Source organism: Nocardioides sp. NPDC004968, assembly GCF_040608935.1.
GTDB lineage: Bacteria > Actinomycetota > Actinomycetes > Propionibacteriales > Nocardioidaceae > Nocardioides.
Window position 1 is genome coordinate 100,303 of sequence record NZ_JBEXJF010000011.1, and the last position, 15,762, is coordinate 116,064.

Consider the following 15,762-nt stretch of genomic DNA (forward strand, 5'->3'; position numbering starts at 1 on the left):
GTCAGTTCTCCCCCTTGCTGCCCGAGCCGCTCAGGCGCTCGACGCCACGCAGCAGGGCGGAATGGTCCAGGCCGCCGTCGCCGTTGGCCCGCGCGCTCGCCATCAACTGGGCGACCAGCGAGCCGAGCGGGACCACGACGCCGGCCTCGCGGGCAGCGGCGGTGACGATCCCCATGTCCTTGTGGTGCAGGTCGATCCGGAAGCCGGGCTGGAAGGAGCGGGTGAGCATGTTCTCCTTCTTCTGGTTGAGCACGCTCGAGCCGGCGAGCCCGCCACCGAGCACCTCGAGGGCGGCCTTCGTGTCCACGCCGTACGCCTCGAGGAAGACGACCGCCTCCGAGAGCGCCTGGATGTTGGCGGCGACGATGAGCTGGTTGGCTGCCTTGACCGTCTGGCCGGCGCCGCTCGGGCCGACGTGGACGATGGTCTTGCCCACGACGTCGAAGAGCGGCTTCGCGGTGGCGAAGTCGTTGGCTTCACCGCCGACCATGATCGAGAGGGCCGCGTTCTTCGCGCCCGCCTCGCCACCGGAGACCGGGGCGTCGAGGATGCGGAAGCCACGCGCCGTGGCCTGCTCGGCGAGCGCGGCGCTCACGTCCGGCCGGATGCTGGAGAAGTCGATGATCAGCGCGCCGGCCGGGGCGGTCTCGAAGACCCCGCCCTCGGCGGCGAGGACCTCTTCGACGTGGGGCGAGTCCGGGACCATGACGCAGACGACGTCGGCGTCGCGACAGGCCTCCGCGGTCGAGGTCGCCGCACGGCCGCCCGCGGTGGCCAGTGCCTGGGTGCGCTCGGGGCTGTGGTCGAAGCCGGCGACGGTGTGACCGGCGTCGACGAGGTGGGCGGCCATCGGGCTGCCCATGATGCCGAGGCCGATGAAGGCGATGTTGGTCATGATGTTCCCTCCTACGGGGGTCGTCAGTGGGTGGCGGTGGCGGTGGCGGTGGCGGTGGCGGTGGCGCGGCGATCTCGCGGCAGCCAGTCGAAGCTCTCGGCCGAGGTCGTGGCGGGCTTGTACTCCAGCCCGACCCAGCCGGCGTACCCGGCCGCCTCGAGCGCGGCGAGCTGCCGCTCGAGCGGGAGCTCGCCGGTGCCGGGTTCGTTGCGGCCCGGGGCGTCGGCGATCTGTACGTGGGCGATGCGAGCGGCGTACGCAGCGATCACCGCGTCGACGTCGTCGCCGTTCACGGCGAGGTGGTAGAGGTCGGCGAGCAGGCCGATGTTGGCCTCGCCGGCTCGGTCGATCGCCGCGATCGCGTCGGCGGCGGTGAGCAGCGGATAGCGATCGGCACCGCTGACCGGCTCGACCAGCACGGTGCCGCCGATCCGGGCGGCCGCGCGGGCGGCCAGCGCGAGGTTCTCGGCGCCGAGCTCGTCCTGCGCCTCGGGGGCAACGCCGGCGACGCGGTTGCCGTAGAGAGCGTTGAGTGCGGCGCAGCCGAGCCGCTCACCGATGCCGATCGTGACGTCGATGTTGTCGCGGAACTCCGCCGAACGAGCCGGCCAAGAGACCAGGCCGCGGTCACCGGCGGGCATGTCGCCGGCGAAGAAGTTGAGGCCGACCAGGTGCACCCCGGCGTCCTGCACGGCGGCGACGAAGGCGTCTACGTCCTTGTCGGACGGCACCGCCTCGGCGAACGGCCACCAGAACTCCACCGCGTCGAAGCCGGCGGCCTTCACCGCCGCGGGGCGCTCGAGCAGCGGGAGCTCGGTGAACAGGATCGAGCAGTTCACCTCGTACCGGAGCTGGTGGTTCATCACACCGTTCCTTCCGTATTGCGGAATTTGATTTCTGACATTCGAAATATAAGGATGTGAGCGGAGTCACGTCAACCCCGAGCAGGACTCGGCCGCAAAGTGGTGAAGAAACGACAACGGGCCTCCCGTGCACGTGCGCGGGCGTTGTACGTTCCTCCAAGACGCGGCCGAATTGGACCGGCCGACCGGTGGAGGCACCGTGCTACTTGCAGAGCTGTTGGATACGCCCAGCCTGGGCCTGCGACTCCTGCACGCGCCCGAGGGCTCGCTCGAGCGTCCGGTGGGGCGCACGATCACGATCGACCTGCTCGAGCCGGGTCGCTACCTGAACGGCGGCGAGCTCGTGCTCACCGGTCTGGTCTGGCGCCGCGGGCCGGAGGACAGCGAGACGTTCGTGTCCTCGATCGCGGAGGGCGGCGCGACGTGTCTGCTGGCCGGAGCGGCCCTGCTCGGCGCGGTTCCCGACGACCTCGTCGACGCCTGCCACCGCCATCAGGTCGCCCTGGTGGAGGTGCCCGGGGACGTGGCGTTCGCCGACGTGACCGAGTACGTCGCGGCCGCCGGCGCCGCCGGTGCGAGCGCCCGGATGTCGGCCAGCTTGGCCCGGCAGCGCCAGCTCCTCTCCGCCATCGCCTCGGGCCGCAGCCTCGACGAGCTGGCCGCACGGGTGACCTCCGAGATCGGCCACGCGTGCCGGGTGCTCACCGCGAGCGGACGCCATGTCGTACCGGGACCCGGGGAGCTCGATCCGGAGACGGTCGACGCGCTGACCCGCCGCTTCCTGACCGCCGACCTGCTGCCCGCCGTGGCCGAGGTGGGCGACCGCAGCTATTCCCTGTTCCCCATCGGATCGGGCCTGGCCGACCGCCTCACCGGATGGACCGTGGCGGTCGAGGGCGACCACACCACCTGGCCGCGGGAGGACCTCGACATGGTCCACGAGTTCGGCGCCATCACCGCACTGGACCGCTCGCGGCGCGACGAGGGATTTCGGGTCCGGCGACCGCTCGCGGCCGCCACCCTCGCCCACCTCGAGGCCGGTGCCTCACCTGCCGAGATCGCGACCGGGCTACGCCAGTCCGGGCTCGATCCGGAGCGGCCGCTGGTGCTCGCCGTGGCCGAGCTCGGGCCAGGTGGCCCGCCGGACGCGGTGGCCGCGGTGCTCGAGGACGTGGCCCTCGGCCTGGGGCCGTCCGTGGTCGCGAGCGCGCGGGACGGTTGTGCCGTCGCCTTCCTCCCGGCCCGCCCGGACCTCACCGACCAGCTGCGCCGCTCGCTCACCCGGCTGGCGCCGGCTCTGGTCCGCGGCTCGCTGTCGGTCGGGCTGAGCGGCGAGAGCGGCGTCGACGCGCTGGCCGGCGCGCTCGAGGAGGCCCGGTTCGCGCACCGGGTCGCCCGCTCCGGCGGCGGCGCGGTGGCGCTGTCCAGCTCGGAGGAGGTCACTTCTCACGTACTCCTGCTCGCCACGGTCCCCGACGACATCCGCCGCACCTACGCGCAGCGCGTCCTCGGCCCCGTCCTCGATCACGACCAGCGCACCGGCAGCGACCTGGTGCCGACGCTCGACCGGTTCCTGACGTACGCCGGGTCGTGGACGCGTACGGCCGAGTCGCTCCATCTCCACGTCAACAGCGTGCGCTACCGGATCTCCCGGGTCGAGGAGCTGACCGGCCGCGACCTGACCACGATGGAGGACCGGGTCGATGTCTTCCTCGCCCTCAGATCGCTGTGAACCAGCCTGCAACGCGCTGGGCCGCCGCCGTGTAACACGTCGTTCGTAGGACTACTCGCCCTATTGGAACGACCGGAAAGTCCTACGAACAGCGTGTTACAGCCGATCCCGGAGCCGTGTTTCACGCCACGGAAACCACACGGAAACCGGCCGTACGTCATTCTGGAGCATCACACAAAGGCCGTATCCGCGGTGACCTCATCTTCGGATGATCGGCGGGTGCCGCTCGGGGCCTCGACGGACCAGGCTGTGGGGTAAGTCACAGCTCACCTGCCCACCAGGGCTCCCCCGAGAAAGGTGTGAGGATGAACGCAAGAGCAGTGCTGAGGTCGATCCGGCCCCAGAAGAAGGACGGTGGCCGCCCCGTTCACCCCGTCGACGAGGTGCTCCCGGCGCCCAAGCTCGCCGTCTACGGGCTCCAGCACGTGCTCGCGTTCTACGCCGGGGCGGTGATCGTCCCGATCCTGCTCGCCAACGCGATCGGGTTGAACCAGCAGGAGTTGATCCACCTGATCAACGCCGACCTGTTCACCTGCGGCATCGCCTCGATCATCCAGTCGGTCGGCTTCTGGAAGGTCGGCGTACGCCTGCCGCTGCTGCAGGGTGTCACCTTCACCGCCGTCTCGCCGATGATCGCGATCGGGCTCGCGGCGGGCGGCGGCACCGACGGGCTGCTCGTCATCTACGGCGCGGTGATCGTCGCCGGTCTGGCGACCTTCTTCATCGCCCCCTACTTCAGCCGGCTGATCCGGTTCTTCCCGCCCGTCGTGACCGGCTCGGTGATCACCATCATCGGCATCGCGCTGCTCCCCGTCGCGGCCGCGGACGCGACCGGTGGCGCCGGCCCGACCTCGGACCCCACCAGCGGGCGCAACCTGGCGTACGCCCTGGGCACCCTGGCCCTGATCGTGATCATCCAGCGGGTGTTCAAGGGCTTCATGGCCACCGTCGCCGTGCTCGTCGGCCTGGTCGTCGGCACCCTGGTCGCCTGGGCCCTCGGGGACGCCCACTTCGACGCGGTCGCCGGCTCCGACTGGGTCGGGGTGACCACCCCGTTCCACTTCGGCTGGCCACAGTTCTCCGCCGCCGCGATCGTGTCGATGATCGTCGTCATGCTGATCACCGCCGTCGAGACCACCGGTGACGTCTTCGCCACCGGCGAGATCGTCGAGAAGCGGATCGGCCGCAGAGACATCGCCCGCGCCCTGCGCGCCGACGGCCTGGCCACCACCATCGGCGGCGTCTTCAACTCCTTCCCCTACACCTGCTTCGCCGAGAACGTCGGCCTCGTCCGGCTGACCCGGGTCAAGAGCCGCTGGGTCGTCGCCACGGCCGGCCTGATCATGGTGTTCATCGGACTCCTCCCGAAGGTCGGCGCGATCGTGGCCGGCATTCCGCACCCGGTCCTCGGCGGCGCCGCCCTGGCCATGTTCGCGACGGTCGCGGTGGTCGGCTTCCAGACGCTCAGCAAGGTCGACTTCCACGACCACCGCAACGTGGTGATCGTGGCGACCAGCGTCGGCCTGGCGATGTACGTCACCGCGCAGCCCGAGGTCGCCCAGGCCGTCCCGGACTGGGCCGAGATCATCTTCGGCAGCGGCATCACCCTCGGCAGCCTCACCGCGATCCTGCTCAACGTCCTGTTCCACCACGTCGGTCCGGACTACGGCCCCGCCGTCGCCGGCCAGCCGGGCGAGGGCGTCCGGCTCGACCAGGTCAACCAGATGGGACGTACGGAGTTCGTGGAGACGTTCGACGGGCTCTTCCAGGGCCCGCGGTGGATGGTGGAGCGGGCCTGGGAGCAGCGCCCGTTCGCCGACACGCACGCCCTGCGTCGCGCCTTCCAGGACGCCCTCTTCAGCGGCTCCGTCGAGGAGCAGCGCGAGCTGATCGAGGCCTACCCCGAGCTGGGTTCGCGGCTGGTCTCGGACGGGATGGTCGGCGAGGAGTCGCTGCGCGACCAGTCCTCGCGCGGCCTGACCCACCTGGCCGAGCCGGACCAGGAGACGCTGGCCTCGCTCACCGACGCCTACCACGAGCGGTTCGGCTTCCCGCTGGTCATCTCCGTACGCGACACCGACTCGCTCGACCGGATCCTCGCCGAGGGCCGGTCGCGGCTCGGCAACTGCGAACGGCAGGAGCACGCCGCCGCGCTGATCGAGATCGCCAAGATCGCCGGCCACCGCTTCGACGACTTCCTGCGTGACGCCAACCCGATCCACAGCGCCCGCACCCGCAAGCCGATCCGGAGCCAGTCATGACCACAACCAGCGCCCCCTGTGTCACGGTCAACGGGGACCAGGTGCCCCTGACCGGGGTCGCCACCCACACCACCGCCCTCGACTGGCTGCGCGGCCGCGGCCTCACCGGCGCCAAGGAGGGCTGCGCCGAGGGCGAGTGCGGCGCCTGCTCGGTGCTGGTCGCCCGCCCCGGCACCGACACCGCGACCGAGTGGACCGCCGTCAACGCCTGCCTGGTCCCGGTCGCCGCGCTCGACGGCCAGGAACTGGTCACCAGCGAGGGCCTCGGCACCAGCAGCGACCTCCACCCGGTCCAGCAGGAGATCGCCGTACGCGGCGGGTCGCAGTGCGGCTACTGCACCCCCGGGTTCGTCTGCAGCCTGGCCGCGGAGTTCTACCGCCCCGGACGTGCCGCCGACGCCGAGGCCGAGCCCTGCGATCACGAGCACGGCCCGAACGGGGTCGACCTGCACGCCCTGAGCGGCAACCTGTGCCGCTGCACCGGCTATCGCCCGATCCGCGACGCGGCGTACGCCCTGGGCGCACCTGACGAGGACGACGCCCTCGCGGCCCGCCGCCAGGCACCGCCGCCCGCCCCGCGCCCGACCAAGATCGCCGTCGACGGCGCCGAGTTCGTACGTCCCGCGACCCTTGCCGAGACCCTCACCCTGCTCACCGAGCGGCCGGAGGCGCAGGTCGTGGCCGGTTCGACCGACTGGGGCGTGGAGGTCAACATCCGCGGCCGCCGTGCACCGCTGGTCGTGGCGGTGGACCGGCTGCCCGAGCTCCGCTCGCTCACGGTCGGCGACGACACGATCGAGATCGGCGCCGCGCTCACCCTGACCGAGATCGAGCGCCGCCTCGACGGTCGGGTCCCGCTCCTGGCCGAACTGTTCCCGCAGTTCGCCTCGCGCCTGATCCGCAACGGCGCGACGATCGGCGGCAACATCGGCACGGCCTCTCCCATCGGCGACGCCCCGCCGGCGCTGCTGGCGCTCGATGCCGAGATCGTCCTGGCCTCGCCCCGCGGCGAGCGGGTCGTACCGCTGGCCGACTACTTCACCGGCTATCGCGAGACGGTCCGGGCCGCGGACGAGCTGATCCGCAGCGTGCGGCTCCCGCTGCCGCTGGCCCCGCTCGTCGGCTTCCACAAGATCGCCAAGCGCCGCTTCGACGACATCTCCAGCGTGGCCGTGGGCTACGCGCTCGAGATCGTCGACGGCACCGTGGCCCGCGCCCGGATCGGCCTGGGCGGCGTCGCGGCCACCCCGCTGCGAGCCGTCGCCACCGAGGACGCCCTGGTCGGCCGGCCCTGGACCGAGGAGACCGTACGCCGCGCCGCGGCCGTCCTCGCCGGTGAGGGCACACCGATGGACGACCACCGCGCCAGTGCGTCCTATCGCTCGGCGATGCTGGGCCAGTCCCTGCTGCGCCTGTTCCACACCCACCCCGAGACCCACACCGACCGTCAGGAGGTGCCGGCATGAGCGCCCTGTCCGAACGCCCCGCGAACCCGATCGTCGGGATCCCGCTGCCCCACGAGAGCGCCGCGCTGCACGTCACCGGCGAGGCGCTCTACACCGACGACCTGGTCGGGCGGATCGCCGGCACGCTGCACGCCTGGCCGGTCCAGGCCCCGCACACGCACGCCCTGGTCACCGCGCTTCGCACCGAACCGGCGTACGCGGTCCCGGGGGTCGTCCGCGTGCTCACCGCCGACGACGTACCCGGCATCAACGACGCGGGCGTCAAGCACGACGAGCCGCTCTTCCCGACCGAGGTGATGTTCCACGGCCACGCGGTGTGCTGGGTGCTCGGCGAGACCCAGGAGGCCGCCCGGCTGGGCGCGGCCGCGGTCGAGGTCGACTACGAGCCGCTGCCCTCCCTGGTCACCGTGACCGAGGCGATCGCGGCGGAGAGCTTCCAGGGCACCCCGCGCAACCTCGAGCGCGGCGACGTCACGGCGGCACTGGAGAACGCCGCCCACGTCTTCGAGGGTGAGTTCGAGTTCGCCGGCCAGGAGCACTTCTACCTCGAGACCCACGTCTCCCTCGCCCTGGTCGACGAGGGTGGCCAGGTGCTGGTGCACAGCAGCACCCAGCACCCCTCCGAGACCCAGGAGATCGTCGCCCACGTACTCGGCGTCCCGAGCCACGAGGTCACCGTCCAGTGCCTGCGGATGGGCGGCGCGTTCGGCGGCAAGGAGATGCAGCCGCACGGCTACGCGGCCATCGCCGCGCTCGGCGCCACCCTGACCGGGCGTCCGGTGCGACTGCGCCTCAACCGCACCCAGGACATCACCATGTCCGGCAAGCGCCACGGCTTCCACAGCACCTGGCGCGTCGGGTTCGACGACGAGGGCCACATCCTCGGCCTCGAGGCCACCCTCACCGCCGACGGCGGCTGGAGCCTCGACCTCTCCGAGCCGGTGCTGGCCCGCGCGCTGTGCCACATCGACAACGCCTACTGGGTGCCCGACATCCGTGTCGACGGCCGGGTGGCGCGCACCAACAAGACCTCGCAGACCGCCTTCCGCGGCTTCGGCGGGCCGCAGGGCATGCTCGTCATGGAGGACCTGCTCGGCCGGTGCGCGCCACTGCTCGGCATCGACCCGCTCGAGCTGCGCCGCCGCAACTTCTACCAGCAGGACCAGACCACTCCCTACGGCCAGCCCGTGCGCCAGGCCGACCGGCTGGCGGCCTGCTGGGACCAGGTCGCCTCGTCCGGCGAGATCGCGCGCAGGCGCGCGGAGATCGCGGAGTTCAACCGCGTCCATCCGCACACCAAGCGGGGCCTGGCGATGACGCCGGTGAAGTTCGGCATCTCGTTCAACCTCACCGCCTTCAACCAGGCCGGCGCTCTCGTGCACGTCTACAAGGACGGCTCGGTGCTGATCAACCACGGCGGCACCGAGATGGGCCAGGGCCTGCACACCAAGATGCTCCAGGTGGCGGCCACCGCGCTCGGCCTGCCGCTTTCCCGGGTCCGGTTGGCACCGACGCGCACAGACAAGGTCCCGAACACCTCGGCGACCGCGGCCAGCTCCGGCGCCGACCTCAACGGGGCCGCGATCAAGAACGCCTGCGAGCAGATCCGCGAACGGCTCGCCCAGGTCGCCGGTGGCCGTCTCGGGATCAGCCCCAGCGACGTACGCTTCGACGACGGTGTCGTCCACGGCCTCTCCCCCGCTTCAGGGGAGATCGGCTGGAACGAGCTGGTCAATGTGGCCTACCACCAGCGGGTGCAGCTGTGGGCGGCCGGCTTCTACCGCACCGAGGGCCTGCACTGGGACCCCAACGTCATGCAGGGCGAGCCGTTCAAGTACTTCGCCAACGGGGTCGCGGCGTCCGAGGTCGAGGTCGACGGCTTCACCGGTGCCTACACGCTGCGGCGCGTCGACATCGTCCACGACGTCGGCGACAGCCTGAGCCCGCTGATCGACATCGGCCAGATCGAGGGCGGCTTCGTGCAGGGCGCCGGCTGGCTGACCCTCGAGGACCTGCGCTGGGACACCTCCGACGGACCCAACCGGGGCCGGCTGGCGACGCAGGCGGCGAGCACCTACAAGCTGCCGAGCTTCTCCGAGATGCCCGAGGACTTCCGGGTGAAGCTGCTCGAGAAGGCCCACGAGGAGGGTGCCGTCTACGGCTCCAAGGCCGTCGGGGAGCCTCCGCTGATGCTCGCCTTCTCCGTACGCGAGGCGCTGCGCGAGGCGGCCGCCGCGTTCGGTCCGGCCGGCATCAGCGTCGACCTGGCCTCCCCGGCGACGCCGGAGGCGGTCTTCTGGGCGCTCGACAAAGCACGTACGCCCCAGGCCCCCGCACCCAGCGACATCGGTGCCGAGCCTGCCCTGGTGAGCGGGAGGTGACGACATGGAGTGGCTGAAGGCCGTCCAGCGGCTGCGCGAGCAGCGGATCCCCGGCGTACTGGTGACCCTGACGTCCGTACGCGGTCATTCGCCGCGCGAGGCCGGGGCGAAGATGGTCGTCTCTGCCGACCGCACCTGGGCCACCGTCGGTGGCGGCAACCTCGAGGCGGTCGCGATCGAGCGTGCTCGCGCGATGCTCAGCGAGGACCGTGCGGTGCCGGAGACCCTGAAGGTGTCGCTCTCCGACAAGGCGCCCTACCAGCACGGTGTGCAGTGCTGTGGTGGTGAGGTCGAGCTGCTGCTCGAGCCGCTGCCCGTCGTACCGTCCGTGGCCATCTTCGGGATGGGCCACGTCGGGCTCGAGCTGGCGCGCATCCTCGCCCGCCACGATCTCGAGCTGCACCTGGTCGACTCCCGCACCGCCCAGCTCGAGCCGGAGCAGCTGCGGGGGCTGGACGACGCCGTCGCCGGCATCCACGTCCACCAGGTGCCGGTACTGCCCGAGCTCGTCATCGGCGAGCTGCCCGAGGGCACCCACGTCCTGGTCATGACCCATGACCACGCCGAGGACGCCGCGCTCTGCGACGCTGCGCTGCGCGCCGGGCATCTGGCGTCGATCGGGCTGATCGGCTCGAGCGCCAAGTGGAGCCGGTTCCGGGCCAAGCTCGCCGACGAGGGCCACGCCCTCGAGGCGATCGCCCGCATCACCACACCCATCGGACTTCCCGATCTCGGCGGCAAGGAACCGGCCACGATCGCTGTCAGCGTCGCGGCCCGGCTGCTCCAGATCTTCGCGGGCGAACCCGCATCAACCGAACAACAACCAAGGTGAACCCCACGATGACGCTCTTCCGAGGAACCTTCCTCGACACGCCCGACGACCCCTTCACCGGCGGTCGGCTCCGCGCCGAGCAGGACGGTGCCATGCTCGTACGCGACGGTGTGATCCGCGCCCGCGGTAGCTACGCCGACCTGCACCGTCAGCACCCCCAGGAGGACGTCGTCGACCTCTCCGGCGGCTTCGTGCTGCCCGGATTCGTCGACACCCACGTGCACTTCCCGCAGGTACGCGTCATCGGCGGCCTCGGCATGCCACTGCTCGACTGGCTCGACCAGACCGCCCTCCCCGAGGAGGCGCGCCTGGCCGACCCGGCCTACGCCGAGGGCGTGGCCAGCGACTTCGTCCGCGGCCTGGTCGGTGCGGGCACCACCACGGCACTGGTCTTCGGCAGCCACTTCGCGCCCGCGGTCGACACGGTCTTCGCCGAGGCCGCCCGCGTCGGGCTGCGGATCACCAGCGGCCTCGTGGTCAGCGACCGGCTCATCCGCGAGGACCTGTTCACCGACCCGGACCGGGCCCGCGAGGAGTCTCTTGCCCTCGCGGCCCGCTGGCACGGCGTCGGCCGGGCACGCTACGCCGTGACGCCGCGGTTCTCGCTGTCGTGCTCCGACCCGTTGCTCGCGGCCTGCGCCGACGTACTCCGTGCCGTGCCGGGGGCGATGCTGACCTCTCACGTCAACGAGAACACCCGCGAGATCGAGACCGTCGAGGCGCTCTTCGGCTGCGACTACGTGACCTCCTACGACCGGCACGGCCTGGTCGGCCCCGGCACCGTCCTGGCGCACAACGTGCACCCGACCGACCCCGAGCTCGCCCTGTTGGCCGCCCGCGGCGCCGCCGTCGCGCACTGCCCCTCCAGCAACGCCGCCCTCGGCAGTGGCCTGTTCCCGCTGGCCCGCCACCGCGCCCACGGGGTGCGGGTGGCGATGGGCTCCGACGTAGGCGCCGGCACCGGGTTCTCCCTGCTCAAGGAGGGCCTGAGTGCGTACGTCGCCCAGCAGCTCCTCGGCGACCAGGGCCACCCACTCACCCCCGCCCACCTCCTCCACCTGGCCACCCGTGCCGGCGCCGAGGCACTCGGCCTGGGGGCCGCGGTCGGCGACTTCTGCGTCGGCCGCCGCTTCGACGCCCAGTGGATCAAGCCGGCCACGAGCACACCCCTCGACGTCGGCCTCACCCACGCCGCCGACCCCGGCGACGCCCTGGCCAAGATGTTCGCCCTCGGCACCCCCGCCGACGTCCGCAGCGTCTGGATCGAGGGCGAGCTCGTCAACGCCCCCGACCCTCACCTCGTGGGCTGACCCTCCCCCGAGGCCGAGTCGGCGCATCCCGACGAAAATCACGCCGAGTCGGCTCGTTATGACGAGCCGACTCGGCGGGTTTTCAGGTGACAACGGGCCGACTCGACCTCCGGAGAGCGGTAACGCCCGCCCCGACGGGGGCGGGCGCTGCGACGTACGGCATTCCTCAGCAGACAAGCAGGCAACCTGCTCAGGGCAGCAAGTCCCAGTACTGCTTTCGGGCCGGCATCGCGTGGATGACCATCTCGTCGCCACTTTCGAAGATCAGCACAACTGTCTCGAGCAGGCGCGCCCGGGTGTCGAAGCCGAGGCGCAGTTCACGGTGTGGCCAGTCGTCTTCCTCGAGAGGCTCGATCCACTGCGACCAGTCAGCCGCCTGTACCGCGTCCTCATGCGCCACCCCATGCTTGAGCGCGCTGGGATGGACTTTCACGCGGCGTAACCGGCCAGGGCACGCCTGATCGCCTCGGATCGGGACAAGTGCTCTCGTTCGGCCAGCGCATCCAAGGCTTCGAGCTCCTCGGCGGTGAGACGGACGGCGACGACCTGCATCGGCTCGGCGCCCCGCCCCGGGCGACCGCGCCCGCGACGCTTCAGTTCCTCGACGTCGTAACCCGCCTCGGCCTCATCCGCCCACTTCTGGATCTGCTCGTCAGTGCCCATAAGGAAATCGTATGACGAAAATCGGGATAGCGGTAGCGCCCGCCCCGTCTACCAGGGCGGGCGCTGCGACGTACGGCAATCCTCAGCCGATCACGATCGCTCGATGTCGTCGTCGAGCCGGTCGCCGAAACCCTCACGAGAGTCCTGGGAGGCGGCGAAGACCGAGGCACCGGAGCGGTTGCCGACGGTGATCTCGTTGAACAGCAGGTTGAGCACGACGGCGACCAGGGCGGTGGCGCTGATGCCGGAGTGCATGATGACCCCGAGCCACTCCGGGAAGGCGTCCCAGAAGGTCGGTGCCGCGATCGGCAGGATCCCGACGGCGATCGCCACGGAGACGATCACCATGTTGAGGTTGTCCTCGTAGTCGACGCGCGACAGGGTGCGGATCCCGCTCGCGGCGACCGAGCCGAACAGAACGATCCCGGCACCACCGAGCACGGGATACGGGATCGCGGCCACGACCGCTCCCACCACCGGCAGCAGCCCGAGGAGCAACAGCACGAGGCCGCCGGTGGCGACGACGTACCGGCTCCGGACTCCGGTGAGAGCCACCAGCCCGACGTTCTGCGCGAACGCGCTGCACGGGAACGTGCCGAACAGCGGGGCGACCGTCGTGGCGGCCATGTCGGCACGGAGGCCGCGGGCGACGCGCTTGGTGTCCACGTCGGTCTCCACGATCTCGCCGATCGCCAGGATGTCGGCGGTCGTCTCGGTCATGATCACCAGCACCACGATCGTCATGGAGACGATCGCCCCGACCTCGAAGGTCGGGCCACCGAAGTGCAGGACCGGCGGGAGCGCGACCAGATCGGATTCGCCCACCGAGGAGAAGTCGGCCCGGCCGGCAACCGTCGCGATCACCGTCCCGACGACGATTCCGATGAGGATCGAAAGACGTGAGATCGCACCCTGGAACACCCGGCTGATCACCAGGATGATGAGCAGGGTCAGGCCGGCGTACGCGATGTTGGTCATCGACCCGTAGCCCGGCGCCGCCGCGTCGTTGCCCATCGCCCACCGGAACGCCACCGGCATCAGCGAGAGGCCGATGACCGTGATGATCGTGCCGGTGACGACCGCCGGGAAGAGCCTGACCAGCTGGGCGAAGAACGAGGAGAGCACCAGTCCGATCAGGCCGGCGACGATGATCGCGCCGAAGACCGGGCGCAGCCCGTCCTCGCTGGCGATGGTGACCATCGTCGAGACGCTGGCGAACGAGATGCCCTGCACGATCGGCAGCCGGCTGCCGAAGGGCCCGAGGCCGAGCGTCTGCAGCAGCGTGGCGAAGCCCGACACGAAAAGGCCCGCGGTCACCAGCAGCGCCAGGTCCGTGCCCGACAGGCCCGCGGCACCCCCGACGATGAGCGGCGGCGCGATCACGCCGCCGTACATCGTCAGGATGTGCTGCGTGCCGTAGGCGAGGAGCTGGCCCGGCGGATGCCGCTCGTCCTCAGGTCGGGTCGTGATCGGCGCGGTGGCCTGCCTCCTGCGACCTAACATGGCCGGCCTCAGCAGAATCCGGGGATGGCGTGCCAGGCGTTGCCGGCATCGGGGGCCTCGTCGCGTACGACCGAGGCTTCGATCAGGCCGTAGGGCCGGTCCGCGGCGAAGAAGACCTCGCCGGGGTTGTCCAGGCCGAAGGGCGAGAGGTCGGAGAGGAAGTGGTGCTTGTTGGGCGCGGAGAACTTGATCTCGGCGACATCGCCGTGCTGCTCGAGCACCGAGGTGCCCATCCCATGGAGGGTCTGCTGCAGCGCGAGACTGTGGATCTCCGCGAACCGCTGCAGCAGCAGGGCCCGGATGGAGTCGTACGCCTTGTCCCAGTCCACCTCTGTTCCGGAATAACGCCAGCGGGCGACGAGCGAGGTCGCCAGGATCCGGTCGGTGGTCTCCTGCAGGGTCGTGTATTCGTCCTTGAGGAAGCCGTGGAACTCCGAGCCGGTCGACTTGAGCACGACCAAGTCCTTGATGCCGGACACCACATGGGCGACCCGGTCCTCACCACGGCCGTCGACATTCACCACGGTGGTCCGTACGCCGCCACCCGAGCGGACGAAGGAGTGGTCGTGTCCCGCTCCGTCGACCTGGATCCGGTCCCAGGCGTACTCGTCGATCTCGACCCGGGCGCCCTCGGCGGCCGGGCAGGCCTCCAGATAGCGGTCGGCCAGAGCCAGCGCGAACTCCTCGATCGAGGCGACGCCGATCTCCTTCGCGTAGGCGAAGACCGTGTTCTTCTGGGTGTCGGTCGGCAGTACGTCCTGCTGGTCGCCGCTGGTGTGGGCGTCGTCGAAGCTGCCTCGCAGCGATGTGGAGACGTTGAGGTCGCGGATCTGGTGGCGAGGAGTGTCGCGGTAGATGCGTACGACGCGGTTCTCGGCCTTGCCGTACTGGTTTGGGCCAAGACGAATGGCACCGTGACGAATGGACATGTCAGCTCCCTCGGTAGGTGGAGTAGGCGAACGGGCTCAGCAGAAGTGGCACGTGGTGGTGCCGCCGGTCGGTGACCGCGAAGGTGACGGAGACCTGCGGGTAGAAGCACTCCTGACCGGTCGCCGCGTAGTAGGCGGCGGTGCCGAACCGGAGCTGATAGGTGCCGGCCGGGACCTGATCGGGTCCCAGGTCGGTCGCCCGGCCGTCGTCGTCGGTGACGGCGTCGGCGAGGACATGGTCTGAATCGTCGATCCGGCTGAGCCGGACCGGGACACCGGCGGCCGGGCGGCCGAGCGCGGTGTCGAGCACGTGGGTGGTGATGGCGCTGGTCATGCGGAGACCTCGGCGGTGAGGACCCGCTCGAGGCGGAGCAGCGCGATCCGGCGCAGCTCGTCGGCGACCGCGGCCGCCTCCTCGTCGTGCTCGTGACCGAGCCGGTCGCGGAGGGAGGCCAGGACCTGGTCGGCCGAGAGTCCCGAGGCGCAGATCATGAAGACCCGGCCGAAGCGCTCCTCGTAGGCCCGATTGCCCTCGGCGAGGGCCTGCGCCGTGGCCTGGTCGGTGGCGACCGCGGCCTGCTCGCGCCGTGACCAGGCGGCTTCGGCGTGCTCGCCCTCGGCGCGCTCCCCGATCCTGGGGTGGGCGGCCAGCGCCTGGTCGACGTCGGCCGCGGTGAACCGTCGGGCCGCCTCGTCGGCGGCCCGGACGACGTCGGCCTCGTCGGCGTAGGGGCGCCCGGCCAGGACCGCGGCGACCCAGCTCGGAGCGTCGCAGCAGGCCTGCAGCACGGGCCGTACGACGTCCGCCGGTGAGGTGTTGAAGTTCTGGAGATCCATGAACCGTTCTCTCTCGCTATGCGGAAACTAATTTCCGTACAGCAACAACGATTGCATGTGTCTCTCGTCACAGTCAACAGTTTGTTGAAA

Annotated in this window: 14 protein-coding genes; 6 read left to right on the plus strand and 8 right to left on the minus strand. The window is 70.9% G+C overall.

Annotation, left to right across the window (positions count from 1 at the left end; all coding sequences use genetic code 11):
• Nucleotide 1: 1 nt before the first annotated feature.
• Nucleotides 2-895, minus strand: a complete 894-nt coding sequence (locus ABZU72_RS13670; protein WP_355019393.1) for a 2-hydroxy-3-oxopropionate reductase — start codon at nucleotides 893-895, stop codon at nucleotides 2-4.
• A gap of 23 nt (nucleotides 896-918) precedes the next feature.
• The gene (locus tag ABZU72_RS13675; RefSeq protein WP_355019394.1) at nucleotides 919-1,758 is read right to left on the minus strand and encodes a TIM barrel protein; all 840 of its coding nucleotides are present in this window, start codon (nucleotides 1,756-1,758) and stop codon (nucleotides 919-921) included.
• 199 nt (nucleotides 1,759-1,957) lie between these two features.
• On the opposite strand from ABZU72_RS13675, the gene ABZU72_RS13680 reads away from it, so the two are divergent.
• The 6 genes from ABZU72_RS13680 (at nucleotide 1,958) to ABZU72_RS13705 (ending at nucleotide 11,740) form a co-directional block, all read left to right on the plus strand.
• Entirely contained in the window at nucleotides 1,958-3,490 is a 1,533-nt protein-coding gene (locus ABZU72_RS13680; protein WP_355019395.1) for a helix-turn-helix domain-containing protein, read from the plus strand.
• Nucleotides 3,491-3,795: 305 nt separating this feature from the next.
• Nucleotides 3,796-5,751, plus strand: a complete 1,956-nt coding sequence (gene uraD / locus ABZU72_RS13685) for a 2-oxo-4-hydroxy-4-carboxy-5-ureidoimidazoline decarboxylase (RefSeq protein WP_355019396.1) — start codon at nucleotides 3,796-3,798, stop codon at nucleotides 5,749-5,751.
• Nucleotides 5,748-7,217 (plus strand): FAD binding domain-containing protein, encoded by a 1,470-nt coding sequence (locus tag ABZU72_RS13690; RefSeq protein ID WP_355019397.1) that lies wholly within the window; start codon nucleotides 5,748-5,750, stop codon nucleotides 7,215-7,217. Before uraD (ABZU72_RS13685) ends, ABZU72_RS13690 begins: the two co-directional genes overlap by 4 nt.
• The gene (gene xdhB / locus ABZU72_RS13695) at nucleotides 7,214-9,598 is read left to right on the plus strand and encodes a xanthine dehydrogenase molybdopterin binding subunit (protein ID WP_355019398.1); all 2,385 of its coding nucleotides are present in this window, start codon (nucleotides 7,214-7,216) and stop codon (nucleotides 9,596-9,598) included. Before ABZU72_RS13690 ends, xdhB begins: the two co-directional genes overlap by 4 nt.
• A gap of 4 nt (nucleotides 9,599-9,602) precedes the next feature.
• Complete coding sequence (gene xdhC / locus ABZU72_RS13700; RefSeq protein ID WP_355019399.1) at nucleotides 9,603-10,430, plus strand: xanthine dehydrogenase accessory protein XdhC; 828 nt, start codon at nucleotides 9,603-9,605, stop codon at nucleotides 10,428-10,430.
• Between the two features lie 8 nt (nucleotides 10,431-10,438).
• Nucleotides 10,439-11,740, plus strand: a complete 1,302-nt coding sequence (locus tag ABZU72_RS13705) for a guanine deaminase (protein WP_355019400.1) — start codon at nucleotides 10,439-10,441, stop codon at nucleotides 11,738-11,740.
• 190 nt (nucleotides 11,741-11,930) lie between these two features.
• On the opposite strand, the gene ABZU72_RS13710 is transcribed toward ABZU72_RS13705, so the two are convergent.
• From ABZU72_RS13710 to uraD (ABZU72_RS13735), 6 genes are all read right to left on the minus strand, one after another.
• A complete protein-coding gene (locus tag ABZU72_RS13710; protein WP_355019401.1) occupies nucleotides 11,931-12,173 on the minus strand; it encodes a hypothetical protein in 243 nt (80 codons plus the stop codon).
• On the minus strand, nucleotides 12,170-12,403 hold the full coding sequence (locus ABZU72_RS13715) for a ribbon-helix-helix domain-containing protein (protein ID WP_355019402.1): 234 nt from the start codon (nucleotides 12,401-12,403) through the stop codon (nucleotides 12,170-12,172). Before ABZU72_RS13715 ends, ABZU72_RS13710 begins: the two co-directional genes overlap by 4 nt.
• A gap of 90 nt (nucleotides 12,404-12,493) precedes the next feature.
• Nucleotides 12,494-13,906 carry a nucleobase:cation symporter-2 family protein gene (locus tag ABZU72_RS13720; protein WP_355019403.1) on the minus strand — a complete coding sequence of 471 codons (1,413 nt, stop codon included), beginning with the start codon at nucleotides 13,904-13,906 and terminating at the stop codon, nucleotides 12,494-12,496.
• Between the two features lie 8 nt (nucleotides 13,907-13,914).
• A complete protein-coding gene (pucL, locus tag ABZU72_RS13725; RefSeq protein ID WP_355019404.1) occupies nucleotides 13,915-14,835 on the minus strand; it encodes a factor-independent urate hydroxylase in 921 nt (306 codons plus the stop codon).
• 1 nt (nucleotide 14,836) lies between these two features.
• Complete coding sequence (uraH, locus tag ABZU72_RS13730) at nucleotides 14,837-15,169, minus strand: hydroxyisourate hydrolase (RefSeq protein WP_355019405.1); 333 nt, start codon at nucleotides 15,167-15,169, stop codon at nucleotides 14,837-14,839.
• Nucleotides 15,166-15,672, minus strand: coding sequence for a 2-oxo-4-hydroxy-4-carboxy-5-ureidoimidazoline decarboxylase (gene uraD, locus ABZU72_RS13735; protein ID WP_355019406.1), 507 nt, complete (start codon nucleotides 15,670-15,672; stop codon nucleotides 15,166-15,168). The genes uraH and uraD (ABZU72_RS13735) overlap by 4 nt, the downstream gene beginning before the upstream one ends.
• Nucleotides 15,673-15,762 lie beyond the last annotated feature (90 nt).

Bases quoted from the DNA above. Each gene is read 5' to 3' on its own strand.
- ABZU72_RS13670 (WP_355019393.1), bottom strand. From the start codon at position 895: ATGACCAACATCGCCTTCATCGGCCTCGGCATCATGGGCAGCCCGATG.
- ABZU72_RS13675 (WP_355019394.1), bottom strand. From the start codon at position 1,758: ATGAACCACCAGCTCCGGTACGAGGTGAACTGCTCGATCCTGTTCACC.
- uraD (WP_355019396.1), top strand. From the start codon at position 3,796: ATGAACGCAAGAGCAGTGCTGAGGTCGATCCGGCCCCAGAAGAAGGAC.
- ABZU72_RS13690 (WP_355019397.1), top strand. From the start codon at position 5,748: ATGACCACAACCAGCGCCCCCTGTGTCACGGTCAACGGGGACCAGGTG.
- xdhB (WP_355019398.1), top strand. From the start codon at position 7,214: ATGAGCGCCCTGTCCGAACGCCCCGCGAACCCGATCGTCGGGATCCCG.
- xdhC (WP_355019399.1), top strand. From the start codon at position 9,603: ATGGAGTGGCTGAAGGCCGTCCAGCGGCTGCGCGAGCAGCGGATCCCC.
- ABZU72_RS13705 (WP_355019400.1), top strand. From the start codon at position 10,439: ATGACGCTCTTCCGAGGAACCTTCCTCGACACGCCCGACGACCCCTTC.
- ABZU72_RS13715 (WP_355019402.1), bottom strand. From the start codon at position 12,403: ATGGGCACTGACGAGCAGATCCAGAAGTGGGCGGATGAGGCCGAGGCG.
- ABZU72_RS13720 (WP_355019403.1), bottom strand. From the start codon at position 13,906: ATGTTAGGTCGCAGGAGGCAGGCCACCGCGCCGATCACGACCCGACCT.
- pucL (WP_355019404.1), bottom strand. From the start codon at position 14,835: ATGTCCATTCGTCACGGTGCCATTCGTCTTGGCCCAAACCAGTACGGC.
- uraH (WP_355019405.1), bottom strand. From the start codon at position 15,169: ATGACCAGCGCCATCACCACCCACGTGCTCGACACCGCGCTCGGCCGC.
- uraD (WP_355019406.1), bottom strand. From the start codon at position 15,672: ATGGATCTCCAGAACTTCAACACCTCACCGGCGGACGTCGTACGGCCC.